The 24,280-nt window shown below is 39.6% G+C and carries 27 protein-coding genes; 2 read left to right on the top strand and 25 right to left on the bottom strand.

The genetic code is table 11. The features are described 5' to 3' along the window. Nucleotides 1-42: 42 nt before the first annotated feature. The 17 genes from G622_RS0112560 to G622_RS0112470 form a co-directional block, all read right to left on the bottom strand. Nucleotides 43-1,080 carry a DUF3089 domain-containing protein gene (locus tag G622_RS0112560; RefSeq protein ID WP_026511005.1) on the bottom strand — a complete coding sequence of 346 codons (1,038 nt, stop codon included), beginning with the start codon at nucleotides 1,078-1,080 and terminating at the stop codon, nucleotides 43-45. Between the two features lie 239 nt (nucleotides 1,081-1,319). Continuing rightward, on the bottom strand, nucleotides 1,320-2,765 hold the full coding sequence (locus tag G622_RS24695) for an inositol monophosphatase family protein (RefSeq protein ID WP_049945838.1): 1,446 nt from the start codon (nucleotides 2,763-2,765) through the stop codon (nucleotides 1,320-1,322). A 335-nt stretch (nucleotides 2,766-3,100) separates the two neighbouring features. Continuing rightward, complete coding sequence (locus G622_RS0112545; protein WP_196814218.1) at nucleotides 3,101-4,255, bottom strand: condensation domain-containing protein; 1,155 nt, start codon at nucleotides 4,253-4,255, stop codon at nucleotides 3,101-3,103. Nucleotides 4,256-4,410: 155 nt separating this feature from the next. Continuing rightward, nucleotides 4,411-4,560: a hypothetical protein gene (locus G622_RS26185; protein ID WP_196814217.1), complete on the bottom strand. Its 150-nt coding sequence runs from the start codon at nucleotides 4,558-4,560 to the stop codon at nucleotides 4,411-4,413. 83 nt (nucleotides 4,561-4,643) lie between these two features. Continuing rightward, nucleotides 4,644-5,078, bottom strand: a complete 435-nt coding sequence (locus G622_RS0112535; protein ID WP_022774247.1) for a helix-turn-helix domain-containing protein — start codon at nucleotides 5,076-5,078, stop codon at nucleotides 4,644-4,646. Further along, on the bottom strand, nucleotides 5,075-6,151 hold the full coding sequence (locus G622_RS0112530; RefSeq protein ID WP_026511002.1) for an acyltransferase family protein: 1,077 nt from the start codon (nucleotides 6,149-6,151) through the stop codon (nucleotides 5,075-5,077). Before G622_RS0112530 ends, G622_RS0112535 begins: the two co-directional genes overlap by 4 nt. A gap of 219 nt (nucleotides 6,152-6,370) precedes the next feature. Further along, nucleotides 6,371-6,508: a hypothetical protein gene (locus G622_RS25765; protein WP_155831480.1), complete on the bottom strand. Its 138-nt coding sequence runs from the start codon at nucleotides 6,506-6,508 to the stop codon at nucleotides 6,371-6,373. 56 nt (nucleotides 6,509-6,564) lie between these two features. Further along, nucleotides 6,565-7,560, bottom strand: coding sequence for a GNAT family N-acetyltransferase (locus G622_RS26900; RefSeq protein WP_081675308.1), 996 nt, complete (start codon nucleotides 7,558-7,560; stop codon nucleotides 6,565-6,567). A gap of 46 nt (nucleotides 7,561-7,606) precedes the next feature. Next, nucleotides 7,607-7,915 (bottom strand): DUF1062 domain-containing protein, encoded by a 309-nt coding sequence (locus G622_RS22830; RefSeq protein WP_049945837.1) that lies wholly within the window; start codon nucleotides 7,913-7,915, stop codon nucleotides 7,607-7,609. Continuing rightward, nucleotides 7,899-8,189, bottom strand: coding sequence for a CD3324 family protein (locus G622_RS0112510; RefSeq protein ID WP_026511000.1), 291 nt, complete (start codon nucleotides 8,187-8,189; stop codon nucleotides 7,899-7,901). The genes G622_RS22830 and G622_RS0112510 overlap by 17 nt, the downstream gene beginning before the upstream one ends. A gap of 409 nt (nucleotides 8,190-8,598) precedes the next feature. Beyond that, the gene (locus tag G622_RS0112500; RefSeq protein WP_044957631.1) at nucleotides 8,599-9,465 is read right to left on the bottom strand and encodes an Abi family protein; all 867 of its coding nucleotides are present in this window, start codon (nucleotides 9,463-9,465) and stop codon (nucleotides 8,599-8,601) included. Between the two features lie 167 nt (nucleotides 9,466-9,632). Next, on the bottom strand, nucleotides 9,633-10,250 hold the full coding sequence (locus G622_RS0112495) for a hypothetical protein (protein ID WP_026510998.1): 618 nt from the start codon (nucleotides 10,248-10,250) through the stop codon (nucleotides 9,633-9,635). Nucleotides 10,251-10,391: 141 nt separating this feature from the next. Next, entirely contained in the window at nucleotides 10,392-10,889 is a 498-nt protein-coding gene (locus tag G622_RS22825) for a hypothetical protein (protein ID WP_044957629.1), read from the bottom strand. A 148-nt stretch (nucleotides 10,890-11,037) separates the two neighbouring features. After that, complete coding sequence (locus G622_RS0112485; protein WP_026510997.1) at nucleotides 11,038-11,472, bottom strand: C-terminal helicase domain-containing protein; 435 nt, start codon at nucleotides 11,470-11,472, stop codon at nucleotides 11,038-11,040. Next, nucleotides 11,456-11,770: a zinc-ribbon domain-containing protein gene (locus G622_RS22820; RefSeq protein ID WP_049945836.1), complete on the bottom strand. Its 315-nt coding sequence runs from the start codon at nucleotides 11,768-11,770 to the stop codon at nucleotides 11,456-11,458. Before G622_RS22820 ends, G622_RS0112485 begins: the two co-directional genes overlap by 17 nt. A gap of 131 nt (nucleotides 11,771-11,901) precedes the next feature. Further along, entirely contained in the window at nucleotides 11,902-12,756 is an 855-nt protein-coding gene (locus tag G622_RS0112475; RefSeq protein WP_026510996.1) for a hypothetical protein, read from the bottom strand. A gap of 645 nt (nucleotides 12,757-13,401) precedes the next feature. Then, nucleotides 13,402-14,274 carry an alpha/beta fold hydrolase gene (locus G622_RS0112470; RefSeq protein ID WP_196814215.1) on the bottom strand — a complete coding sequence of 291 codons (873 nt, stop codon included), beginning with the start codon at nucleotides 14,272-14,274 and terminating at the stop codon, nucleotides 13,402-13,404. 138 nt (nucleotides 14,275-14,412) lie between these two features. On the opposite strand from G622_RS0112470, the gene G622_RS0112465 reads away from it, so the two are divergent. Further along, the gene (locus G622_RS0112465; protein ID WP_026510994.1) at nucleotides 14,413-14,613 is read left to right on the top strand and encodes a hypothetical protein; all 201 of its coding nucleotides are present in this window, start codon (nucleotides 14,413-14,415) and stop codon (nucleotides 14,611-14,613) included. Between the two features lie 609 nt (nucleotides 14,614-15,222). Here the strand turns inward: G622_RS0112465 and G622_RS24690 are convergent. From G622_RS24690 to G622_RS0112425, 8 genes are all read right to left on the bottom strand, one after another. After that, nucleotides 15,223-17,685 carry a fibronectin type III domain-containing protein gene (locus tag G622_RS24690; protein ID WP_049945835.1) on the bottom strand — a complete coding sequence of 821 codons (2,463 nt, stop codon included), beginning with the start codon at nucleotides 17,683-17,685 and terminating at the stop codon, nucleotides 15,223-15,225. Nucleotides 17,686-17,802: 117 nt separating this feature from the next. After that, a complete protein-coding gene (locus G622_RS25310; protein ID WP_256374520.1) occupies nucleotides 17,803-17,991 on the bottom strand; it encodes a helix-turn-helix domain-containing protein in 189 nt (62 codons plus the stop codon). A 73-nt stretch (nucleotides 17,992-18,064) separates the two neighbouring features. Beyond that, nucleotides 18,065-18,802 (bottom strand): GyrI-like domain-containing protein, encoded by a 738-nt coding sequence (locus G622_RS0112450; RefSeq protein WP_026510993.1) that lies wholly within the window; start codon nucleotides 18,800-18,802, stop codon nucleotides 18,065-18,067. Between the two features lie 67 nt (nucleotides 18,803-18,869). Then, the gene (locus G622_RS0112445; protein WP_026510992.1) at nucleotides 18,870-19,148 is read right to left on the bottom strand and encodes a hypothetical protein; all 279 of its coding nucleotides are present in this window, start codon (nucleotides 19,146-19,148) and stop codon (nucleotides 18,870-18,872) included. A 24-nt stretch (nucleotides 19,149-19,172) separates the two neighbouring features. Further along, nucleotides 19,173-19,574, bottom strand: a complete 402-nt coding sequence (locus G622_RS0112440) for a (deoxy)nucleoside triphosphate pyrophosphohydrolase (protein ID WP_026510991.1) — start codon at nucleotides 19,572-19,574, stop codon at nucleotides 19,173-19,175. A gap of 23 nt (nucleotides 19,575-19,597) precedes the next feature. Then, complete coding sequence (locus G622_RS24685; protein WP_049945834.1) at nucleotides 19,598-21,049, bottom strand: hypothetical protein; 1,452 nt, start codon at nucleotides 21,047-21,049, stop codon at nucleotides 19,598-19,600. A gap of 242 nt (nucleotides 21,050-21,291) precedes the next feature. Next, nucleotides 21,292-22,521, bottom strand: a complete 1,230-nt coding sequence (locus G622_RS22800) for a recombinase family protein (protein WP_049945833.1) — start codon at nucleotides 22,519-22,521, stop codon at nucleotides 21,292-21,294. A gap of 75 nt (nucleotides 22,522-22,596) precedes the next feature. Beyond that, entirely contained in the window at nucleotides 22,597-23,652 is a 1,056-nt protein-coding gene (locus G622_RS0112425) for a DUF5688 family protein (RefSeq protein ID WP_026510990.1), read from the bottom strand. 162 nt (nucleotides 23,653-23,814) lie between these two features. On the opposite strand from G622_RS0112425, the gene G622_RS25305 reads away from it, so the two are divergent. Continuing rightward, nucleotides 23,815-24,280, top strand: a 466-nt coding sequence (locus G622_RS25305) for an IS91 family transposase (protein ID WP_044957905.1), incomplete at its 3' end; no start/stop codon positions are given.

Genomic DNA, 24,280 nt, shown 5'->3' with positions numbered 1-24,280 from the left:
AGTATTTATTTTATGTAATCCAAAAACATCCTTATTTTTTAATCAGGCAGCATTTAATGCAGCCTTTTTCTGAAGAAAGCTTTCTGTTCGTTTCTGCACATTCTCCTGAAGATTTACAAAGAAAAGAAAATTATCATAAATATGCAGGCTTCCATCGGGAAACATATCAAGAATCTTAGGATACTTTCCGGTATCAATATCAGTTACCACTAAAGTGCCTCTTACCGGGTCAATATATGCTCCGTACTTTCCTACTTCCACGGAAAGAATAGCCCCAGTCTTACTATCCTGAGTAACGGTTCCTTTATTGATTTTCTTAGAAGCTACTGTACTATCTGTTCTCCAGTTGAGGGGATTAATTGAAAGCGCCTTTGTTCCTGCAGGTGTAACCAACGAATCTGTTACTGTTCCATCCTCGCAGTCATAGCTTATTACCACACCGGTATCTGTCTCTCCGGTTGCAGGAACTATCTGAGGATACTTAATGATCATATCTTGTGTCATGCTCCAGCCTATAGCATAAACGGCTATCAGGTTTTCCCTGAGATTTACAGCTCTTTCTCCATTTCCGCCATAGTATTCTTCAAGGAGTCTGTAGCACATATCCGCCCCCTGTGAAAAGCCCGCAAGAATAAGAGGTCTTCCATTATTCTTATGTTCGATGTAGTACTTAAATGCCGCTGACACATCAATATATGCATTCTGCATTGCCTGCTCTTTTGCTGCAGCATCTTCCATGGTATATACCTTAATCGATGCCTGCCTGTAATATGGCGCATATATGCGTGCTGTTTTTGCATAGATAGCCTGCTGTTGGTTCATGGCATTTCTGAATAAACTTTTGTATTTTGGTGTAATAGCCGAATTACTCTCACTGACTGTGTCTACTGTTGGCGCAACAATAAAGACATCCACAGAGTTCTCCGGATATGCGCCATCATAGAGCCAGTTATCTGAGATTGAATAATCCATGGGACTTGTAAACGGCAGAACTCTCACTGCCTCAGCACTGATTCTTACTGAAAATACTACCGCCACCATTAAGAAAATTGAAACCAGCATTCTTCCAGAATTCCTCATTTGCTACCTCCTCTATAAATGCTATTTATATCCTACTTAGTCCGATCTGATACGGATACCGTAAGCGTAAAACTTTGCGCTAACCTAATTTTTTCTGTTCATATTAAGCCCTCATAAAAACAACACAAACATATACTCCATGACCTTCTAAAGGTTTTCATAGCCTTTCTCAAGCTTCTAAATCAATAATACCATTATTATGTTTTGACATTACTAAAAAAAACATAAACACCTTTGCTTTACAGAAAGCACTCAGGGATATCCTTTATTCCTCTGGAAAGACAGATCGCTGTCGTAGGGCCGCTATAGGATAAGGGATTGCCCTCAATATCAGTAATTTTGCATCCTGCTTCCTGTGCTATAAGTGCAGCTGCTGCATAATCCCACAGCTGAATTCTCATTTCGAAATACAGTCCGCATCTTCCAAGGGCCACGCAGCACATATCCCATGCAGCGGTGCCGGATCTTCTAAGATCAACACACAGTGGAAGAAGCTTTTTTGCAATATCAAAGGTTCTGTCCCTTAGATCCTCGTAATAGGGTGCTGTCCCAAATACAGCAAGTGAATCCGATAGAGGTGCATCAGATGACATTATCTTCTCTCCATTCATATAAGCTCCCTGCCCTGCTGTAGCATGAAACATCATATCGTCATAGGGATTGTAAACTACAGCCATGTACGGTTTTCCGTCCTTAAGAAGTCCCACTGAAATCACAGATGGTCTGTACTCATAGATAAAGTTGGAAGTTCCATCTATTGGGTCTATCACAAAGCAATATCCGCTGCTCATCTTGGAAGAAAACACATCTTGTCCATCTTCTTCTCCTAAAAATTTGGCTTCAGGTAATACTTCCTCCAGCTTAGACACAATAAATCTCTGAATTTTCTCATCGGACTCTGTTACGAAATTTGCATGCCCGCTTTTTTCCATTATCTTGGGACGATTCGCATTTAGCATTAAGTCCCCGGCTTCTTTTACAATTTTTGTTATATCCTGTATCTGTGCTACAGGAGTATTTTCAAACTCTTTTATCTGCTCACATATCCTGTCAGGTACTTCACTTACAAACTTAAGCATCATATCAGACTTGTAAAATTTATGACCTGATACATCAATAGGATCCGGAAGATTGTACTGTACGTCTATGAGATGTCTTTTCATCTTCGTTATGCAAGCAGCTTTCAGATAGTCTTCAAAATCTGTTTCATGGGATTTTTCAAGTAGCTGCATTATCTGATCGGCACTTTCGATATTCTGATAGAGCCACCTGTCTATCCTATTTGACTCGGGAGAATAAGCCTCCTTGAATCCGTCGTAGGTCATAGGAGGAATCATCTCTTTTTGAAGAGCGCGCCAAATAAGTAGATCATTCCAATAGTCTGTAAGACAATGCACAACTATCCCGATATAGAATGAACGCTGTATGCTGTTTTTTTCATTTACTACATATCCTGTCCAAAAGGTCCGGATATTTTCTATCCAGTTATCATAGTTCTGAGTATCTCCCCATGGACCACAGTTTTCAAAAAGATGAGAATGGATTTTTTTACTTAGATAGTCTTCATCAAAATGCACAGAATCAGGAGCGACAGAACCTAAAATGAATTCCTCTTTTCCCTCGTCTATCCCCAATTTATCAATAAGCCTGCGCGCGATTTCCATATGGGTAATCTGCCCTGCCATCTTAAGTCCTCCTTATAATCCGAATGTGTCAGTATTCATCAAACCTGTAGCATGGGATATGTGGTTCAAAAACAAAATGTGTGTATTCCACTTTTCATCCTCTAACTATTTTAATTCTTGATGAATATTTGAACAACATGATTTGAATACCCCATCAGATCAGGTCTTTCAGCAGTCGCTTTCAAATACTGTTCTTCCAGTTCCTTCCCCTTCAATTCCATTTCATATCCTCCTATCTAAATATGCAGAACAGGCCTGTTATCAGGAACGTTTTTATCTTTTGAGGTGTATAAATAAAGCGCTTTATATATTCTTTTAAAGTGATATGTTCTTCCTTACTTTGACTGTATTGAACAAATCCTCATCTTATTGTTTATCGTCAGAACACCCCACGCCTTCCTGTTTACGGGAGATGCCGGCGGAATGAATACACCCTCTCTTATAGTGTTGCTCTCTGCTCTTCCAAGGTTCGTGATACAATGGCCGTCGCGCTTTTCATAACCGAACATCTTGCTGCCGACAAATCTGCCGGCCTTGCTCTCAAAACTTCCAAGAGTCGATATAGCTATGGCATCGAGGAGTTCCGGATCCATATTGAAATAACACGAGAGAACGAGCATCTCCCTATCCGGCTTACTTATTATGCTCCTGACTTCATGATCTACAGCCCTGGCGAGTTCCATGATCTCAGAGGTTTTCTTCTTAACCACCACGCTGAATGCTGTAGCATAGTTTCCAAGCGAGCCTTCCTTATAGTTTTTAATCTTATTCCTTATGTCAGAAGCTATGACCACCTTATTTGTTTTCTCATCGATCATCATCTTAGCAACAAGATAGTCATTGAGCGATACCCCGTTTTCTCTGCATAAACCCAGGAGCGTATCAAGCTCTTCTCCGTCAACTCTCTTTATCTCACGCTTTATATCCTGTTTGCGATCATGATCACGTTCAAACTCAAGATACTCGTCGTAGCTGACCCTATGCCCTTCTTTACGCCACTTCTTATTGGCATCTCTGATCAGCGCCCTGCTGATAAACCTAAGGTCGCTGCCATTCGGAAGATCATCAAGGCTTTCCATCAGCTTCTCATCAACCAGGTGCGGCCTGGCACCGCTAGTATAATGATCCGCAAACTCCTGCACCAACTGTAGAAGCCCTCTCCCGTCGCAAAGAAGATGATGCGTTATAAAAAGGACTCTCGTTCCACTCTCGGATGGATAAGCATAGACCTTGAGCAGCGCTTCCTTCTGAACATTCCATCCAGCTGAAGATACCGCCTCATAATCAGTCTGCCAGTTATCGTCTGCCTCTTCTATCGTTATCGGAATCTCAAGTTCAGGATGCTCCTCATAATATATCATTGAACTTCCCTCCTCCTCGGCTATCAGACTTCTCATAAGCGGATGAGCCGATCTAAGAACACCAATGCTCTCGATGATACCGTCCGCATCGAACTCCGATCCGATTTCCGCCATGATACCGAAGTGCATGTTCGGGGACATATAGTGCGCCCTTTCCGTATATAAATATTTCCTACCTGGCATAAATCTCTCTTTCTCCTTATAATCGGCTTTACTGAAAAGATTAATGATCTGATCTTAACGCATCCCTGACCGCGGTTTTGATTACTATCGTAAGAAATGTCTTAAACAGCTTTTTCATTGTCTTTTTCTCCAAGATACATAACGATAGGCTCTATGTATTTGATATCAGAGATGTCATAGGATGAAGCCATCTTCTCAGCCATTACCTTCTCTTTCTCAGTGGCATCCTTCTTGTTTTTTAAGGCTGACACAAACATCTTCATAGCAATACGAGATGGCGTCTTCATCTTTTCATAGTTAAACCCGCCCTGGCAGTAGAATACCTTTATGTATTTTAGTCAGTTATACTTTCTTTCGCACTGTTGATAAGACCGAGAAGGCCCGTCTCCTTAATAAGAGCTATACCCTGGAATTCATCTCCGAGGACAATCAGATTGTCGCCTGTTTTAATATCGAAGATCTTTCTTGCTTTGGCAGGAATGACGATCTGACCCTTATCTCCCACTTTGACCATTCCAAAGATATGTTTTCCTTTCGGCGGTATAGCATATCCCAGGTTGTCCGAATCATTCTTTTCATATGAGATAAGGTCGTCCATGGATACACCAAAGAGGTCAGCCAGCATCTTACATCTCTTTATGTCCGGCAGAGACTCTCCGGTCTCATATTTTGAAAGCGTCTGTCTGGATACGCCTATCTTCTCTGCAATTTCCTCCTGTGACAGGTTATTAAGCTTTCTTAATTCCATAAGATTGTCTGCAAAACTCATTCTTTCTTCTCCTTTTTTATTCCCAGAACACACCACCTTATGAAAGGTATGCAGCTCATGATTTCATACAGAAGGTAGGAGCCTGCGAATGCTGCTATTGCAACCAACAGGTATACGATGACAGGAGCAAGGAATGGACATAATGTATGCAGATACCATCCGCTGACCGCTATCATCAGATAATGGAATACGTAGAGGCCCCATGATTTTCGGCACATCCACTTTGAGAAAGCATTCGTAAAATTTCCCCATTTTTTCATGAAGGCAAGTATACCGAGAGTTCCAAACCATGCGTATACATTGCACATGATTGTGTCCAGAACTACGTGATCCGGATAAGGCTGACCTTTATATAAAATCACAAAGGCTACGCAGGATGCGAGGGCAAGAATGCTTAATAACAGCCAGCTTTCGCCAAGTCGATCCATCACTTCGTCATGGGACAGTACAAAGTAGCCGATCAAAAAGCCCAGTCCGTAAATACCGAATCTGTATACCACTATTATCGGTGTGTTAAGTATCTGCGCTGCTCCGTATACGGGTATGACAAGAAGTATAAGTGTCAAAAGATTTGCTTTGCCGCATATATTATAAAATCCGTCTTTTTCAATCCTTCTGATCAGTACCAGTATCAGGCTGAAGAGCCAAAGCATCTGAATGTACCACAGCGGACCTGATCCACTGACTGCCATTATCAGGAAAAGGATTGGCCCCGGTACGTTGTTCATGGAATTAAATGCACCAGACATCAGCATGTTGTAGTAGCCAAGAATCCAGCCGAAAACCAGAAGGCCGATTGTTGATGGTACAAGATACTTTCTCGTCCTTACTCTGATGAATTCCTTCTCTGTTCGCTTAACCAGTTCATAGCGGGCTGACATGCCGGATACCACAAACAGAAGTAACATGAACCAGGGATATACAATGTACTGATACGTATCCTGGGGCTGATGCTCACTGAAGGGACCGATGATTCCATGTTGTATTACACCGTTGAATATGTAGATTACATGATAGATGACAACCAGCACTACTGTTATCCAGCGAATATTATCCAAATATGCCTTTCTCATATTTCTACCACCTTTGCTAAATATTTTAACATTTTTCTTAATCATAAAAAAGTAAGCTCCACCTGTCTACCAAGCGAAGCTTACATATTTTGCTATTTTTTGTTAAATTTGGTTGCGAGCGCATAGTTTTATAAAAACCTCATTGGTGCCGTCAATAATCCTGGAAAATAAATATGCTACTATATCATCTGAAAATGTCTCAGAGCAACCTCTATCGCTTTAACTTTCTCTTATAAGGTTAACCCCAAAGTCCTGCATGACCTGCAGAGAGTTGATTGCCATTATGCCAAATAAACCAATGTCAAATGCTTTTCCGAAATCTATTACATTTTCTTTTTCAAAAAAAGGCGCACTCATACCTGCCATTAGTAAGTATAGAGTGCGTCTTTTCCTAGTTGTTTATTTCAAATGTATCATCGATGAATGTACAATCTCGTCTGCTCCGGTTCATCATCCCCTTGAGCCATACAGTAAAACTCCCATCCATAACGCTCATAAAAACCAGTATGATCTGTAACAAGATAGAGCGGTGAAATTCCTTTTTTATTCATGTTCTCCACAACAAGATTAAGAAGATTTCCTGCTATCCCCTGTCCACGATGAGCCTCTTCAGTATATACAGCGCAAACATTGGGGCTTAAGTCCTTCCTGTCATGAAAATCATTATCGATTACACCTAACCCCCCGACAATTTGATTTCCTAACATGCATAGGTACCAACCATTTTCGGTCTCTTTATTAAGATACGCTGTCATACATTCAAGATAAGCATCCTTGGGGACTCCCCACTTTTTGTGAAACCAATCTGCAGCCATATCTTTTAAGTCGGTTTTTTCTCTCAACTCAAAATATTTGTATTCCGTATTCGCATTAATATCTTTTACCATCTCAACAATCTCTATATCTCCGTCAGCAAGAATCTCCACGATTGATTCATGTCCATCCTCATTAGCTCCATTCTGCCAATAGATTTCAGCCATCCTAAGATTCTCTTGTTCGTCTGTTACTCCATCAAAACACTTGTAGGCATCTCCTTTAAAAACTCTTCCAGTCACTTTTATCTTTGCAATTCCGAAAGTAGGTCTTCCTAACTTAGCAAAATAGTCTCCCCACCTCTCAGCTTCCTCGTATGACTTAGACACATATAGCGAAGCCATTCTCGAAGGGTACTCCGAATACTTTTCTTTTCTAACTTTTTCCAACGCAAGCTCACGAAGCGCTACATCCACCTTGTGCGTCAGTTCTGTATCCTTATATTTTTCAGGATTGTTATATATATCATTTACTGTTTCGAGTTCCTCATATACACGCTTGTGGACACCGTTTGGATGCTTGTCATCAAGAATGATATGTTCACCGACCTTCTTGGGAATGTCGGATATTACATGAAAAAAATATTGTTCTTCCATTACATTCTCCCTATTGAAATGGCCGGACACATAGCCCGGCCGAAATTCATTTTAATTCAGCATTGTTTCTTTTTAAAAAGTCTATATCGCTACCATACTTCATGGCAGTTTCCATATCGTTATTCATAAAGCTCTTAAACAATTCTTCAGGTATCTTTCCTGGACGAGTCCTTTCATAAATTGTGAGGTTCTTGGAATGCTTACATTTCTTACATCGATATATCAGCCATACATCAACACTCTTACCGTTAGCATTTACTCTAAATCTATAGGAATTGATAAACTCCTGTTTCTTCCCACAACCTCCACATCTAAAGAACACTCTTGTTTTGGTATGATCAGACAGAAGGGGCACCTTTGCTTAAGGCCAGCCTCTGATTCCTGAGGATTCTCTGAATGCTTTTCTCCGACAAGGAAAACCTGTGTGCAAGTTCGTGTATTCCTATTCCGCCTATGTAGTTTTCGTATATTTCTTCATTTCTTTCACGAAAGAAGACCTTGGCAGAAGTCGTGGTTCCCCACTCCTGTTTTTCCTTGCAGGGAATATAGATCAATTTACCGTCTACATATTGCTGAATCGTTTCAATCAGTTCCTGTGGCAGCACGTTCTCTGCCTTAATATAGCTCATAATGCTCCTCCTAAATTGATATTTCTTTTAGGATTCATCTGAGCTTACGATTCATTTATTATTTAAGCTCAGACTACTGAGCGGTAACAACTCTGATGGTCATATAATCATGCTCCTTTCCAATCAAATAAAGTAAATCTTTGTAAATTGTACGTGAATACAGTTTACGATTCAACCTTAACAATAATTATAAAAGAACTTGCTCCATAAAACTTGTAAGATCAAGCTCGTCCATATCTACCTTTACGTTGATATGATGCTTTGCTTCATGAAGTTTGGACAATAAACATACCGTCTCCACATGCGGTACTACTGCAGACAATTTTAACATACTGCGTAGATACTAGGCTTTGATATGTTCACCCCTTTTTACATAGTTTGCGGTGAAGGGGTTAAGAAATAGCGGACATCATTTATACAACAGCATAGATTTCCATTTATATGGAAAATCAATATGCGCCTTCACTATGTCCGATTTATACTTCCTCATTAGTTTCGCCAACGGTTTTACAAATTCATCATTCCATCTTTTATGATCTGGATACATAAGTTTCAGCATATATAGCTGAGCAAATAATCTTCTTGTAGGTATATATTTTTCGCCTTGTGGCATCCTTGGTAACGCTGTAAATATCCAATAATACAATCTAGAATAATGAGCACATTTATTTCGTAAATCAGTAAGACACCTAAACCAACTATCAAGTACCTGATAATTCACACCATATGTATCTTGTGCAATAGTCGCTTTATCTATATTAGGTAGATCACGATAAAAATATGAAAGCATTCCAATAGAAAAATACTCAATCAATACCCATATTGGAAAATGACCGCCATAATTATTCATATGGTGCTTAACAACAAGAGTACGCTGGTTTTCAGCTATACAGGTTGATACACGTTGCAAAAAAGCATTATGGTTATGTTTGCTATTGTAATTTGCACTATCTGTATAACCTTCTGCGTCATACTTCTGAGAATGGTAATACGAAATCTGAGATTTCAAGTATATCTCTATTTCATCTATTGTTCCTATTATCAGCTTTCTTAATTCTGAGTCAAAATGATATATATTCTCTAATTGCTCAAAGCTTGTACCATCATGAAATTTTTTGTCTGTTTTTGAAATAAACGGAAGAAAATATCCCGAAAACCTATAATAGTTAACATGATTGAGAAAAGAAATAACATTGCCACTGTTCTGAATTTTAAGTCCCTTATTTCTTAATATCTCAACCTGCTCCTTATAAGTCTTAGACTTTTTAAGTTGCATAATAACCCCTAAAATAAAAATGTGCTCCCATTGGACACTTCAAAGAGAGGTGTGGGAGCTCCTGTTAGTTTCATTATAACAAAAGCTACTTTTTTTTCAATAAAATTTTTCTGTCGTCGGATATATTGTGTAGTTTATCTGACGAACTGCTCACAAGCAATTAGTCCTCACACCAATTCCCTCATATAGCCAGATTCATATATGTTCCTATATACTCTGTCAGGGTAAAAACGTAAATATTCCTTTACTACCGAAAAATCCAGTCTTGTTGTATTAACATACTTTTTCAATTTCTTCAACAGCTCTCCACCGCTGATCTCGCTGTATTTGTCAATATTTGTCATCAGATCAAGGAACTGGAGAGCAGATACATTTCTCTCAGTAATAGTGTCAACAGGCTTGTACACAATAATGGCATTACCGTCAAAGTCCTGTTTTCTCTGCTTAGTAGTAGCTTCATTGCTGCAAATTTCATAGCAAGCTGGATTTTGTGAAGTAAAGCCATATTGATTTGCCAGTTGCAGTCCTGTAACATATCCAGAAATAGCACCACCAGAATTCAGATACTTCTTATCGATATACTTTTCTACAGATATTTTCCCCTTTGTTCCCAGGCTTGTAACATATGGAAGATAGTAAACACCGTTATAAAGTCGCTCCAACCTGCCTTTATCAACAAGCTTCTTCATCTCCTGCCTTAGATAATCCTTGGAATTTGTAGGTATTTCTTCAAGAAAAATGGGCTCACCATCTGTAAAGTTCTCAATCAAATAATCAATTACCATAATCCCCTCATGTTTTTGAAATTGTTATTTTCATTTTTATAATATGACCATTCAAAATATATTGCAAGTAAAAAAGCCCACACCTTATGATGCAGACTTTTTCAAATATCTATTATTCTACTTGTCACGATTATTATGCAATTATCGTGACGCTTCTAAAACAATATCCTTAATTCCTGCCCTGATCTTCGACTTGGGCACCACATGATTCAAATTGCCATTCTTCCAAAAACGGTCCATAACATAGCAATCATGACTACAATACTTTCTAAACTTATTCCCATTTGCTGAAAAGTACCTCTTGCAGTAAGCACACTCAAAAGTATAAGTAGCCTCTTGGGAATGTATACTTTTCTCCGGGTGTTGCTTCCACCATGCTCTTCGGCACTCATCTGAACAAAAGAGCTTCTTTCCGGATTTAGGATTTCTCTTGATCCTTTTACCACAGAATTTGCATCTGCTAGGTGCATTCTCATCTTTGACGGTTGCCTTAATCTGCTCAATATCTCCTACAAGGCCATGTGTCTTATAAAAATACCTGACATTCTCACGAGAAATTCCTACTACAATACCTATTGATTTGTAGCCAAGGCCTTTCATTCTTAACTGCGTTATCTGGCGCGCCATTGCTTCTGTCATTGTGATACCTCCTTATCTGAACATATAGTGTTTGCCCCACGTAATGGGCATACTATACGTCACTCTGAAGGAGGTATTAGTCAACTATTATCAGTTTTCGCACACTTCCATATGTTTGAAATTACTTTTTACGCTGCTAACCGCTTATTTATTGCCATTCTATAATTTTGCATTTTCCCATAATTGTTTTCAATAGCGGGTCCCTCTCAGAATACTCTTGATTGCCAACAATGAATATCTTATCTCTGGCTCTAGATAGCGCAACATTGATCCGCCTATCATCAGCAAGGAATCTATATGAGCCCTTAGTTCTGGTAACCGAAAAAATCACAACATCGCTTTCCTTTCCCTGAAAGCCATCCACTGTGTCTATTTTTACACGATCCGAATTAATACACGCCTTTCGCAGAGATGATATCTGGGCACGATATGGTGCAATTACAGCAACTGTTGTATTTGGATTTCCCTCGCTAATAATCTGCTTCACCAAGTCAGCAACTATCTGACATTCATCCTCATTATAGATCTTTGGTCTATCCGATAATTCTTCTGTTGGAATAGGCCAGTCATTTGACGGTTGCAATATCTGGTGCCACCGTGGCCAAATCATTAAAACCAGACCAAATTTTAGAGTTAGTCTTCAAAAATGGACAACCACTTTTTCTACCAACTCGATTGGATATCGTTGCTTCCCATTCGAAATCAAAATGCTTTCCTGTGACAGGGTCATCATACGGAAACATCCACCATACTTTTTTATTGCTACCAGCCGCAACCTCAGAAGGAAGCAAATTCCCATTTTTGGTTGGATGCCATTGTTCCGCAACATCCGGTGCTACCGTAGCCAAATCATTTACACCTTTCTCCACTCTTTCTATCATAAAAACCGCCTTTTTAATCCTACTATAAGTGTCAATAACAACTTTTTTCTACATCAGGGTTAATCTGCTTTATTACATTTTCATACTGTTGGTGTGTCTTAGCCACAATATCTATCTCCGCAACCAAATTGTCAGATCATCTTCTCAGAGTATTCTTCCCAGTACTGTTCTTCATTTGCCCATTCATGACAATAAATGTACATAAATACGCATTCTATCTCTTGCTTCTTGCCTTTCACAAATGGTTTCTTTGGCATTTCTCTATAAAGCGAGTCTAATCCAAACAGATTGCTTTTTTGTTTAAAATCATAGTCGTACAAAAAGGACTTTGACATCTTGTACTTCGAATCAGACTTACTGTATTCCTCATAGTATTCTGATCGTTTTTTATGAGCCTTAGGCCATCTATCTGGTTCCTCCAAAAACTCAAATATGTATTCAGAGCAAAAATCATACATATTCACACCGTACTTAAGATATGTTTTGCTAATCCATTCATCAATACTATCCGTTATATGCGGTGGAGCTATTTCATCTGAAATTAAGCTTCGTGCATGGTGTTCATCTTTTATAAAACGAAATAGCATCTCAGACTGTGTTTTCATAAAATCATACTTCTTTATTACTTTTGGATACAGTTCATAGGATAATGCCCTAAACTCAGCCTCGGAATCATATATAAGAAAGTAAGGATCATTTATGAGCCTAGGCAGTGTTTGATTCAAGTATCTTCCGTATGATGAATACATATCCACTAGCCATTCCTGTATTTCAGCAGAATACTTACTCAAAGTCCTCGCATATTTTTCAATCTTTTCATCATGTAAAATGGTTCTTTCCTCGCCAGCTGTAGTTTCAAGATAATTATTGAAATATTCAAACACGTAGTTCACGCAAATACGCGTATTCTCCGCTCTTTTGTCTCGATCAAACTCGTTAATCCCGTCCTCTTTTTTTCTCTTTAAAATGTATTCCTCAAGTCTCATATGCTTTCATTCCTCGCCAAAAAATATGGTCATATAAAAGTACACCATTATTATCTCACCTTCTTGTTATGTTTTTAATAATAAGCAATTAAATTTCTATGCCTTTCATCAATACAAAAAACCTGTAGACAATGCCTACAGGTTTTAGCTCATAATCCGTCCGCCAATATCTACCATTTTCATCCTAACCTCTCGGCGGACTTAAATCCTACATATCAGCGTACATATTCAAATTCTATCTTATCAGCGTACAACAGAGACGTCCGCAGATATGTATTATTCCATATCCCCTTAGCTTCATCGTCCGCTAAAAGTACATAATTTTTGCTTCGATTTTAGTCGATTTGTTTCCTTGTAAATTGCCCTCAAACCCGCATGGTTATGCGGTTGTCTTAGTGAGCAACACTACAGTCTCAACATGGCATCCAGCAGCTCTAAAGCACGATAAATACTGGCTTTGAACACATTTCACCTTTTAACGATAGGCCTTAAAATGAACCCAGTTTTGAAAACACCATAAAGTTCCGTTTCTTCAATATACTATACCTGGTCATTTACGAAGGCTCCATTAAATTCCGATATTATGCACCAACTCCCTGGCAGATGGAGCGTTTTACTGAAATTAACTTTACTTGTATTACGTATTCAAAAAAATTCTGTGGTTTTGTTGCAAACTTTGATCATTACCTTCTCCGATGGCAAATGCTTACTCTTAATCCTTACACAGTGCACAGAGCATTTACAAAATATTTCCTTTGCCTTTTTGAATACCCTGTCCGCCGGAAAGAAAATATCATTATCCGATGCAATAATAAGAAGCGGAGATCTGATGCAATTAAGTTCATCCTTCTTATATTCCCTCGGAGGACGCATTTCCATCTTATATCCTGACATCATCAGATTGAAAAATCTCCGCCAGTCCTCATCGCCCTTTCCGCCCATGCACTGAATCACTCCATTCAATCCTTTCACGGTCGGATGAAAATAATACTTTATAAACGGAACCATCATATTGCTTAACATAGGCATTACAGGACCATGAGCAATTCCGGAAGGTACCAGCAAAAGAGCCTTATCCACCATCTCCGGGTAACTTTTTGCAAAAGAAAGAAACATGGCCGAACTGTAGGATGAAACAACAAATGAAATCTTATCCACTTTGTAATGATCAAGGACTTCTTTTATCCAAATTCCATATTCATCTTTACTGCTGCTTATATTTCTGTAGGGTGCGCTCTTCCCCGGCATTCCCACAACATCAGGAGCGATGATGGAAAAATCCTTCAGCAACGGCAGGAAAAGTTTGAGATTGAGTGTCGTGATCCCATTGCCGCCGTGGATCGTGCATACTCTCGGCTTCCCCGGATCTCCCACAAGCAAAGAATGCGTTCTGCCAAAACTTGTCCTTATATAGCTATCAACGTAAGGAACATTCAAAGATGCAAGAGTTTCATCATAAAACTCATGCATCTCATTCATTGATTTTCTATTCTTATAAACATTTTTTTTCTTTTTCAATATCATATTATCTGAAATTAAATCTTACATCCAGTTTTGTCTATACAATATGTTCATTCTAATCTTTACTCGCAAAAAAATAAAGGCCAGGAGGCTTATTGACTCATTGCTTTTCAAGAAAGGAGGGTTTGTAATCTCATGAAAAAAATCTTAAAAAATATAACAGCATTACTTATCGCTATTCTTATAATCACTTCCTTTTCAGCACCAATACCTGTACTTGCTGCTTCACAAAATGGACAGGCTAATAATGCATACTCCTATGTAAAGAACAACGCATCTAAAGTTTTTGGTAGGAATGGATACAAATGGGGAGCAACATATAAAAAAACCCGGTAAGAAATATGTATTCACAGTCACAATGACACAGCGAGAGTAAACCTTCGAAAATCAAGGTTGAGACTTTCGGATTTTTTAATATTCTGGTCGATGATAAACCGGTGGCTTTTAAGAGATCGAAGGCAAAAGAGCTCCTTGCATGTCTCGTCGATCGCCGTGGACAATTCATCTCCCGTAAGGATTTGTTCTACATCCTTTGGGAGGACGACGACTACGACAGGGCTAAGCAGAAGTACTTTGACACGATTATAAGAAGCCTCAAGGATACTTTATAGGAGTACAATATATCGGACATCTTTGAAACGCAGCCCGGGCTTATGCGAATAGTACCTGAAAAAATCGACTGCGACCTGTACCGGTTTCTGGATAAAGATAAGGAAGCAATTGACAGCTTCAGGGGAGAGTACATGAACTCCTATACCTGGGCGAGTGCAACCGAAGGATATCTTGACGACGTTTTGTAGGACAGTCGGTGATATAGTTATTACAACATTAAGATTTCCGGTGAGGGGGAGATTCTAATGCGACGATCAGACACACGGTGGCTGATCAAAGTACAAAATGTTTACGAAAAAGAAGAGGCGCGGCTTAGGCCGCGCCCTTTCGTTTTTATTTCACGACTACTTTTACAGTAGAGGTTGTCTTTTTGCTTTTGCCTTTGGCTCCGACTGTAACCTTGAATTTATAGGTTCCCTTAGCGGCGCCCTTCTTGAATTTGATGGTGATCTTTCTTCCTTTTATCTTTATTTCGGCGTTATCGGCAAGCTTCTTCTTTGTAAGGTTTTTGACAGTTATTTTTCCTTTTGAGTTATCTACTGACAAGGTAACTGTCTGAGCTTTTTTCTTAAGCTTGCGGACTGAAAGCATTGTCTTGTCTGAAGTTATAATTGCCTTAGTTGATTTCTTAGCTGATTTCTTAGTGCTGTCAGTACCGCTTACGAACTCACTTGAAGCGGTATCCACAGGGGTAACCGATTCTTTTGAAGCAGTCTCGGAAGCTTTTTCAGAATTACCTGATTCAGACTTTTCGGGAGTGACTTCTGCAGGTTTATCCTGGCCGTTTTCCTGGCTCTCATTACTGCCATTTTCAGGTTTTGTATCAGAAGGCTTTTCCTCAGAATTCTCCGACTTTACCTCAGGCTTCGGTTCGGGCTTAGGCTCGGGCTGAGGTTCCGGCGTTGGTTCCGGCTTAGGCTCGGGCTTAGGCTCAGGCTGAGGTTCCGGCGTTGGTTCCGGCTGAGGCTCGGGTTTAGGCTCCGGCTTCTTGACCTCTGACTCATCGTATGGAGTGCCAAGCTTCTTGGCTTTGTAATAGTTTATGCCCTTTTCATCAGCGTAAAATACCTGATCATAGATATATACAGATTCTCCGCATACATAGAAAACAGGATTGAAGTAAATAGCAAATACATATTTTTTATCAGGATCAAGATCATATAATTTGTAGTTACTATATGAATCCTCAACATTCAAAGCCAGATAATTCCTGGAGTCTTTTGCCATATTAAGCGCTGCCTTATAACTTTGAAGCACTGCATCTCTGCTGTAAGTATCAGGAAGAGCAGCATATCCTATTGAAAACATAGTCTGGTAATTGTAGTTATAAGAGTTGCTTCTTGGATAATATCCCTTCAGCACATCCTGATTCAGGAACTGCTGCAGTGCTGATGTCCAGTCGAGCTCAGCGGTTTTTCCGTTTCGCGATAGTGTCACATCGTACATATAGGCATTGTTACAGGAATTCTTTACCTGTGTTCCTATGGAAGTATATTTTTCACCTGAATGTGTTGTGATATTTTTGGTGTATGCGTATACAGTATCTTGTTTTCTGGATTTGTTTGAAAAACCGCATTTCATAATAATCATGTATGTAGTGTTGTTTTTCAGACCTGAAAAGGTATAACTTGTGTCTCCGTTTTTGACTTTTATCGGAGAGGATTCAATTTTTTTCATGGCCTCCCTGAAATTTGGTCCGTAATTAGACTGGCAACCATACTGACGTTTGTCAGCGACGGGATCATAGTTTGCACATTCAACGCACATGAGCTGTATATTGCTCTGCCCATTAGCGGGACTTATTACAGTGCTTTCATCACTGTTTGATGACCAGTCTACAGTAATAGAGTTTTCCGTTACGGTAGGATTCATCCATATAGTTGCGCCACTATAGAATGAGCTTATCAAATACTTATTATATCCGGCAGAATCATAGGTTGATGTATCGAACGGGACATACTCTGCTTTCTGATATTTTGTGCTATCATCCTCCCCGGTGGTGGTTACGGCATCGTTCTGAAAATAGCGAAGCATTATTTTACCTGTTTTTCCGTCGGTATAACTAATCTTTGCTCCAATTACAACGGTATAAGTATGGTTCGGAGAAAGGCCCCTCAGCATGTAGTTACCCTGGGAATCGTTCAGACGATGCGTCTTTTTTCCGATCATTGCCTTTGCGGTTTTTAAGGCATTATCTTTTCCGTTTGCCTGGTCCCCGTAGCCCAGATAATAGGTGATAGTGGGTCTTGTCTTGTCCTGAAGTTCATTCTTCAGTTCCTTTATAAGACCTCGGTAATCCACCGTAGCGGTTGTTCCCGTAGCGCCGAGAACAGGAAGTTCCTTCGGCTTTGTGGAAGTGCAAACTCTTCCGAGAGTAATATTGCACATAGAAACTGACGGACTGCCGGGTGCGTATCTAAAATAGTATTCGACATTTACATAGTAGTTTTTATCAGACTGTAGACCTGTAAATGTGTACTGTCTTGTAGAACCACCAACTCTTACAGCACCACTTCCGGGACCATTTAAAGCGTGCGATTTTCCGTCATCCGGATCATAAATGACTACATCAAAATAATCGAAATAACCGCTTGGGTATTCAGCTCTTTTCCTCTTGTATTCGTAATCGGCAGCTTCGGTCCAGTCTACTGTAATGCTGTTTTCTGTGGCATCGATCCAGTAGATGTTTCTACCATCATTTGCAGCTTTTGCTTTGTTTGGAAAAAACATAGCAGACAAGCTAAAGAAGGCCATGATGAGTATCAGGCCCAAGTGACGTTGTGACATTTTTTTCATACCATAATTCCCCTTAATAAAATTCCCCCTGAGGGGATATTATAGAGGAAATCGAAATTAAAGTAAATAAGGGCACTATGTGATTTCTAATTACCTCCAGCCAATTGTTCTCGCCAATTATATCTTATCGTCCTCATCCTTTTTAAACATCTTTTCCATTCTTATGTAGTACTCCAAAAGCCTTACTACATAGTCCGGAGCATGGCGCATATCACGTTCCCATTCCGTGACAGTTCTATAAGGGATATCAAAGTACTCACAAAACTCCCTGCGATTCATTCCAGTGCTTTCGCGCAGTTCCTTTATCTTTTTAGCCTTACATCACAAAAAATGTGGCATCAGAAGTACTTGCTTTTACAAATTGTAGGCCCATAGCCATTTACCTCATCACTTTTACTGTATCGTCGGAGTTCTTTCTGATTGGATGCCTGACCACAGTTTTCAGTTTTTCCGGTGCGACTTTCCTTGCATCGCTCAGATAAATCTCATGGTGCATTCTCTGATCCGTAATATCAAGAACATATCCCTGCTCTTCCATAAACCTGTGCATTGCTTCTACCGTAGCAGGTTCATCATCATAAGATCCGATATGCATGCACTGCACACACAGACCCTCATCATAGGTGAAAAGCTCAACCTTTGAGAAATCCTGTTTTTTCTTAGCTGTAGCTTCCCTGACAGCCCACTCAAAATCCTCTTTCGATACAAAATCAGGCAGGCGGATGACTGATATCCACTGAAAATCTTCTTTATGATCATAGTCGATACCGGACACACCCTCTCCAAGGAATCGCCCCCTCCCTTCGGTCGGCGGCATATCGGTCGCCGCATTCAAATTTGGCTTCTCCGAAGCGGCTCCCTGCCACCAGAAGCCTTCCAACGGTGGCACCACATAGTCAAAATATCCGTCTATCTGACGATTACTCTTTTTACTCATCTTGATCGTAAACGCAATCCCATACAGAAGACCAATAGCCTGCTTATACTCACCGTCTTCATCGTTTGGATTTCCGCTGCCCCTGACCGCGATATAATTCATCTTCGGAACAGTAACGATAGACGGCGTGCCCTTCGGCATATAGAATTCTTTGTATTCCTTCTTATAATCTAACGCCATACCCTTTTCTCCACTTCGTTTCGGTCGGTGCTAAACGATCGTCCACTGGACGATCAGCACCCCTCCGTCAGATCTTTCTCTTCATAAGGCTTCTTACATACTTCTTTACTGCTTTTGTGGCCTGCGCAGTTGATTCTACTGTTACAACATTAGCTTCATGTCCGTCACCGCATATTTCCTTAGCAACAGCTACAGTTTCATCGTTTTTATGTGCCCACCAGATCATCTTTTGAGGATTCCAGCGGTACTTTACTGCTTTCATTTTATTCCGAATTTCCACTGATGGCTTTATTCCATCAAAATCGATCTCAACTCCACCTAAATCATTAAATCTGTAACTAGCCAAGAGCAAACCTCCTTAAAGAGCGCTTTACATCATTTTTTCTCTTATTTTCTCTACAAGTGTTATATCTGCTGGAAGCCAATCTACATCATATAAAGTATCCTTTGTCAGCCATTTTGCAGCCTCTGCTTCCAAAAGCTTTAATTCCCCTTCGATTACCTCACCCCAAAAGCAGTCCATAGATAAGTGGAATGTAGGGTAATCATACTCAATCGTATCTATAAGGTCACCTACCGCGATGGTGGCTCCAAGCTCTTCTTTGATTTCTCTAACAATGGCCTGTTGTGGTGTTTCCCCTTCTTCTATCTTTCCACCAGGAAATTCCCAGCCACCTTTAAATTCTCCATAACCTCTTGCTGTAGCAAATATCTGCTTCTTATCCTTCATAGAATCACAGATCACAGCAGCAACAACACGTATTCTTTTCATTTTATGTTCCTTTATTCTAAGCTTCATCCAAATAAATCTTCCAATATTTTATTTGAATCTTTGTAATTTATCTCACTTAGTTCATTCAAATATCTTTCAAGTATACTCCTATTTCCATACGTAATATAATCCTTATATCTTAGAATAAATTCATACTTAAGGTTTGTCGCCTTTTCTTTACAATCCTCATAATCGCCAAGCAAGTCATATGTTTCTATTGCCTTCTCGTATTCATTCTGTGCCAACTGATTTGCAAATTCATACGCAAGAGCCTTTACATCATTACTATCATCAACACGAAGCAAATCCTCTACAACATCATGCGGATACTTATATTCTATTCCGTCTAAAGCTGAAAATATATTTGTTGAAATTTGCTTAAACTCCTCAGCTGCTTCCTCGCATTCACCTTTTTCTAATAAAGAAAAACCCTTTTTCAGGTGTACGCTTCGAAATAAAAGAGACGTCTGGCTATCATCAATATCCATAGTTTCCAAAAGACTTATTGCCTTATCATAATTTCCTGCTTCAATATAACGTTTTGCAATTTGGTTTTTTATTTTGGGCATAGCCAGAATAATGATAATTACCATAGCAAAAACCGCACTTGCAATTAGTCCCATTGTCATTTTCTTTTTATTTGCTTTTTTAGCTTCCTCGGCCTTTAATCTTTTTGACTCTTGGTAGCTTTCATAGTTTGTGTCAATATTACTCAAATCAAATATTTCTGCATTTCGCTTTTCAAATCCACAAAAAGGACAGCTATTTGATTCTATACGATTAGCAAAGCCGCAAACACATTGCCAGTAATCCGTTTTTATCGCAGAATGATAACGTGCTTTTGATGAGTATTTTTTAGCATATTCCAAGTATTTTTCAGACAATCTGTTTTGACAAGTAGGCACCATGTGTGAAGTATTATTATTCCATATAGTTCCATCTGAATACTTTATCTGATCAATATGTAAATTCAACTTACGAATTTCATTATCAGGAAGCAGAACTTCTATTCTATTTTTTCCAGTTTCCCCGGGCATTATATTTAAATCCTGAAGTAGCACCCCTGTTTCAGAATTGCCATTAACAACAATTTCATTATCAAATGAGTTAAGCATTTTTCCTGAAGCTTTGACAGCAACGATAGTTTTATCTAAGGACAAGTTTCTGATATTACAGTTAACAAATACCTGATTGTCATTCATTGAAAAAATCGTTTGTTCAACTAAAGCATTTGCATTAATATCTATTTCTTCAGGTATTTCTGAGGTGCCCTGAGCATTTAATAGAACTATATTCTGTTTTGCATTATCTTCTTTTGATGGATCAGGCAGACAAATAGCATGAATAATTGCAACAATCCATAGCAACACACCATAGATGTACCAGGTCATAAAATCCTTTCCTTTATTCTTTGCTATGTTTGCTGGAATGATCCCCAAAATCAAGGCTATAGATAATCCTATTACAAATTCCAAAACTGCTCCCTTTCTAGCATATTATTGAATAATAATGTTGTAGTCATACTTTGCATTAGTACAAAACATCGCATCAGTTAAATAATCCATTACCATTACTTATTCAATTAGCTATATTATATTTTTCAGCATTTACCATAATATCACAATGGCTTATATGCGTAAAAGCTCTATAATTGTAATACTCTCTAAAATGTTCAAATAAAAAAGCGGCAAGCCTTTGCCTGCCGCAGCATAGTGATTTATCTATCTCGTGGAATATCAATATCAATCCCGGCCTTAAAAATCACCTGAAATCTGTCTTCGTGTATCTTTATTTCTTTTATATATCTCCGGACTAGTTTTTCATCATATTCTGTAATCTCATGGCCTGTTTGTTGTATAAATTCTTCCAGCTCCCGGATCCTATTCTTAAGGCTTTCTCTCTGTACCTTTTTGGCAAGAATCTCCTGCTTTTCTTCATTAAGCCTGTCAAGCTCATCTGCAAGGGCAGTGTAGTCCTTTTTTGCCTGAGCCAATTTAACAATCTCATCTTGTTTATCCGAAAGCTTCTTATTTATTTTCTCAATCTCTGGTGAGTTATCATCTGCCAGGGCAGTTTTTATGTTCTGCATCAGAGTGTCTTTCATGGTCGGTGAGCACTTCATCACCTGATTTATTGCTTTTACCACTGCTTCATGAAGATCAGGCTCCACCACTGTAGACGCATCACACGCCGTTGGTCCACCTTCTAGCCTGGTACAGCAGCGCCAAACCTCTTTATAGAGTCCCTCCGCATAATGAACCCTTCTGTAAATATCTCCACATTTTACACAAGTGCAAATGTAGCCCAATGCATATTTGTTGTTATAGATTCGCTTTTTTCCAGGTATCCTATTAGCTAAGCTCTGTCTTCTTTGGATTTCTTCTTGAACTTCTGCAAAGATATCCCTCGGTATAATTGCTTCATGATCATCGGTTACATAATACTGCGGGACAGAGCCGTCATTCTTTATCCTAGTTTTCTCAATAAAGTCTGTTGTAATAGTTTTCTGCAAAAGCGCGTCCCCGATGTATTTCTCGTTTGTAAGTATCCCCAGGATAGTGCTTTCATGCCATCTATATCCTTTAGCTCCGGTCATTAACTTATCACGCTCGAGCCCCTTCTTGATGTCCCCGCAAGTAGCCCCATCCAAAAACTCTCGGTATATCCGACGGATTATCTTTGCTTCCTCTTCAACTATTACAAGTTTTCCGTTTTCATCTTTTGTATATCCAAGAAAATGGTTATAGTTAACTATTACCTTACTTCTGCTGTCAGCAACAAGCTTCTGATAACAAGGAAAACAAAATGTCCTTCCGTTGCCATAAGGGCAAGGATGACTGCAATTACAGGGTGTAACCGGACCAAGCTTTGGTGATACACTGTGAGGCACTCTGGAAATGCCGTCTTTGTTGAAGTTCTTCTGAACTCTAATATATTTCTTACTCATCTTAGATATCTCCTTTCGCCATTGAAAAAGGCCTCCCTAAAAATAGGGAAGCCTCTCTCTTACTTATGATGGAGCTTATAAAGAAGTCTCATGCTTCTTGGTTGTAGCCTTTGTTGCTGCATCCTTAGCCGGATCTTTCTTTGCAATCTCCTGTTTCTTTTCTTTTAGATCTCCAAGGACGGAATCTTTATCAACAGCCTCGTGTTCAGCCTCACGCTGACGTTCCTCATACTTATCAGCCAACTCAAAAATATGATTCTGGCTATCGTAATGATAAACGTGATCTGTAAGCTGATCCGCAGGTTCTACCTGAGTCGCATTGACTTCCTTAACCATGTTTTCCAGCTCTTTGGCTGTCATCTGGCCATTGTCCTTGACAAGCAACACCTCATGAATACTGCTTGGAAGAACAAAGAAGTCACCGCCCATCTTCTGAGCTGCATCCTCCATGAAATTCGGATATGCGATAACACCAGCTCCATGGATCTTATCCGGAACTGTAGCAACAAACATCTGCTCATCTTCCGGTGCAACCTCAGGAATCATGCCAGGTGCAAGCTCACTCATTACTTCAGACATACCTCTGATCTCAGATGGTCTGATTTCAGGTGCATTCTCCATAGCATCAGCGCGAAGCTGCTCTTTGGTAATGCCATACTGATCAAGCAACTGATTGGTAACAAGGATTGTTCCATTGCCGGAATCTGTCTGATCAAGCACAAAGCGATAAACAACAGCCATATCCTCCATTCTTTCATGAGGTACGCTCTCAAGAAGTTCCGCATTCTTCTCTGCAGAAACCACTTCCATAGAAAGCTTGCTCTTCATCTGCTCATAATCAGAAAGCGACTCCAGATCTACCTGAGGGGATTCACGGAATCCTTTTTCCACTGCATCAGCAAAATGCTCTGCAATCTCCGGAATCGGAGTTCCGTTCTCATAAGAAGCAAACGCCTTTTCAATGCTGATGTTCACTCCAATAGAACTTTCCGTAGGTCTTACCGTGATAGCATCATAGCTTCCATTCATCTTATCTACTCTGCGAGCAGTAAGTTCAACATCAGCTCCTCTAACAGCAAGTTCAGCCTTTAACGCATCCTGGAAACCTTCTTTGAAACGTTCATAATCCATATTCAGTTTTCTCCTTTTCTTTTTGCATTTTGTTTAATAGAAACACCGGCGCGCGCTTACCGGAATTAGCAATAAAAAAGTGCCTACGGCACCTCAACTCCCCTGCCCCTCAATCATGAGGGGTGGGGTTGTTTTTTGCCTCAACTCATTCATAATGATTTTATGAAACGAAATACTCTACAAGATCTGTTCCGCGATCATTATGAAGAAATTCAATATACTCTTCATCCCCGCAAGACCGAAATGGAAAACATCGATAAGATGATCAATTGCGGGGATCCTGCTTATGGCGGCGCTATGTACGGCTGCCCTGATTGTGGTACTCTCAAATTTGTTCCCTTTCGTTGTCATTCAAGATTCTGCCCTACATGTGGTGCCATGTATTCACAGAAACGTTCTCAGGCTATGTCATTTAAGCTCATAAACTGTCAGCACCGTCACTGCGTATTCACCATATCAAAAGAATTACGCCATTTCTTTCTCGAAGATCGCGACCTTCTTAACTGTCTTTTCGAAGCTGTCAGCAGTGTTATTAACCGGATGTTCTACAAAATCAACAAGAGTCAGAACTTTACACCTGGTTACATTCTGGTCCTTCACACATTTGGTCGTCCTTTGGAATGGAATC

The sequence above is a fragment of the Butyrivibrio sp. LC3010 genome (assembly GCF_000424385.1).
Lineage (GTDB): Bacteria > Bacillota > Clostridia > Lachnospirales > Lachnospiraceae > Butyrivibrio.
Note: the sequence above shows the minus strand (reverse complement) of the source record. Positions and strands in the feature narration are given on the sequence as shown.

Bases quoted from the DNA above. Each gene is read 5' to 3' on its own strand.
- G622_RS0112560 (WP_026511005.1), bottom strand. From the start codon at position 1,080: ATGAGGAATTCTGGAAGAATGCTGGTTTCAATTTTCTTAATGGTGGCG.
- G622_RS24695 (WP_049945838.1), bottom strand. From the start codon at position 2,765: ATGGCAGGGCAGATTACCCATATGGAAATCGCGCGCAGGCTTATTGAT.
- G622_RS0112545 (WP_196814218.1), bottom strand. From the start codon at position 4,255: ATGCACTTCGGTATCATGGCGGAAATCGGATCGGAGTTCGATGCGGAC.
- G622_RS0112535 (WP_022774247.1), bottom strand. From the start codon at position 5,078: ATGAGTTTTGCAGACAATCTTATGGAATTAAGAAAGCTTAATAACCTG.
- G622_RS0112530 (WP_026511002.1), bottom strand. From the start codon at position 6,151: ATGAGAAAGGCATATTTGGATAATATTCGCTGGATAACAGTAGTGCTG.
- G622_RS25765 (WP_155831480.1), bottom strand. From the start codon at position 6,508: ATGAGTGCGCCTTTTTTTGAAAAAGAAAATGTAATAGATTTCGGAAAA.
- G622_RS26900 (WP_081675308.1), bottom strand. From the start codon at position 7,560: ATGGAAGAACAATATTTTTTTCATGTAATATCCGACATTCCCAAGAAG.
- G622_RS0112510 (WP_026511000.1), bottom strand. From the start codon at position 8,189: ATGAGCTATATTAAGGCAGAGAACGTGCTGCCACAGGAACTGATTGAA.
- G622_RS0112500 (WP_044957631.1), bottom strand. From the start codon at position 9,465: ATGCAACTTAAAAAGTCTAAGACTTATAAGGAGCAGGTTGAGATATTA.
- G622_RS0112495 (WP_026510998.1), bottom strand. From the start codon at position 10,250: ATGGTAATTGATTATTTGATTGAGAACTTTACAGATGGTGAGCCCATT.
- G622_RS22825 (WP_044957629.1), bottom strand. From the start codon at position 10,889: ATGACAGAAGCAATGGCGCGCCAGATAACGCAGTTAAGAATGAAAGGC.
- G622_RS22820 (WP_049945836.1), bottom strand. From the start codon at position 11,770: ATGATAGAAAGAGTGGAGAAAGGTGTAAATGATTTGGCTACGGTAGCA.
- G622_RS0112475 (WP_026510996.1), bottom strand. From the start codon at position 12,756: ATGAGACTTGAGGAATACATTTTAAAGAGAAAAAAAGAGGACGGGATT.
- G622_RS0112465 (WP_026510994.1), top strand. From the start codon at position 14,413: ATGAAAAAAATCTTAAAAAATATAACAGCATTACTTATCGCTATTCTT.
- G622_RS24690 (WP_049945835.1), bottom strand. From the start codon at position 17,685: ATGAAAAAAATGTCACAACGTCACTTGGGCCTGATACTCATCATGGCC.
- G622_RS0112450 (WP_026510993.1), bottom strand. From the start codon at position 18,802: ATGGCGTTAGATTATAAGAAGGAATACAAAGAATTCTATATGCCGAAG.
- G622_RS0112440 (WP_026510991.1), bottom strand. From the start codon at position 19,574: ATGAAAAGAATACGTGTTGTTGCTGCTGTGATCTGTGATTCTATGAAG.
- G622_RS22800 (WP_049945833.1), bottom strand. From the start codon at position 22,521: ATGAGTAAGAAATATATTAGAGTTCAGAAGAACTTCAACAAAGACGGC.
- G622_RS0112425 (WP_026510990.1), bottom strand. From the start codon at position 23,652: ATGGATTATGAACGTTTCAAAGAAGGTTTCCAGGATGCGTTAAAGGCT.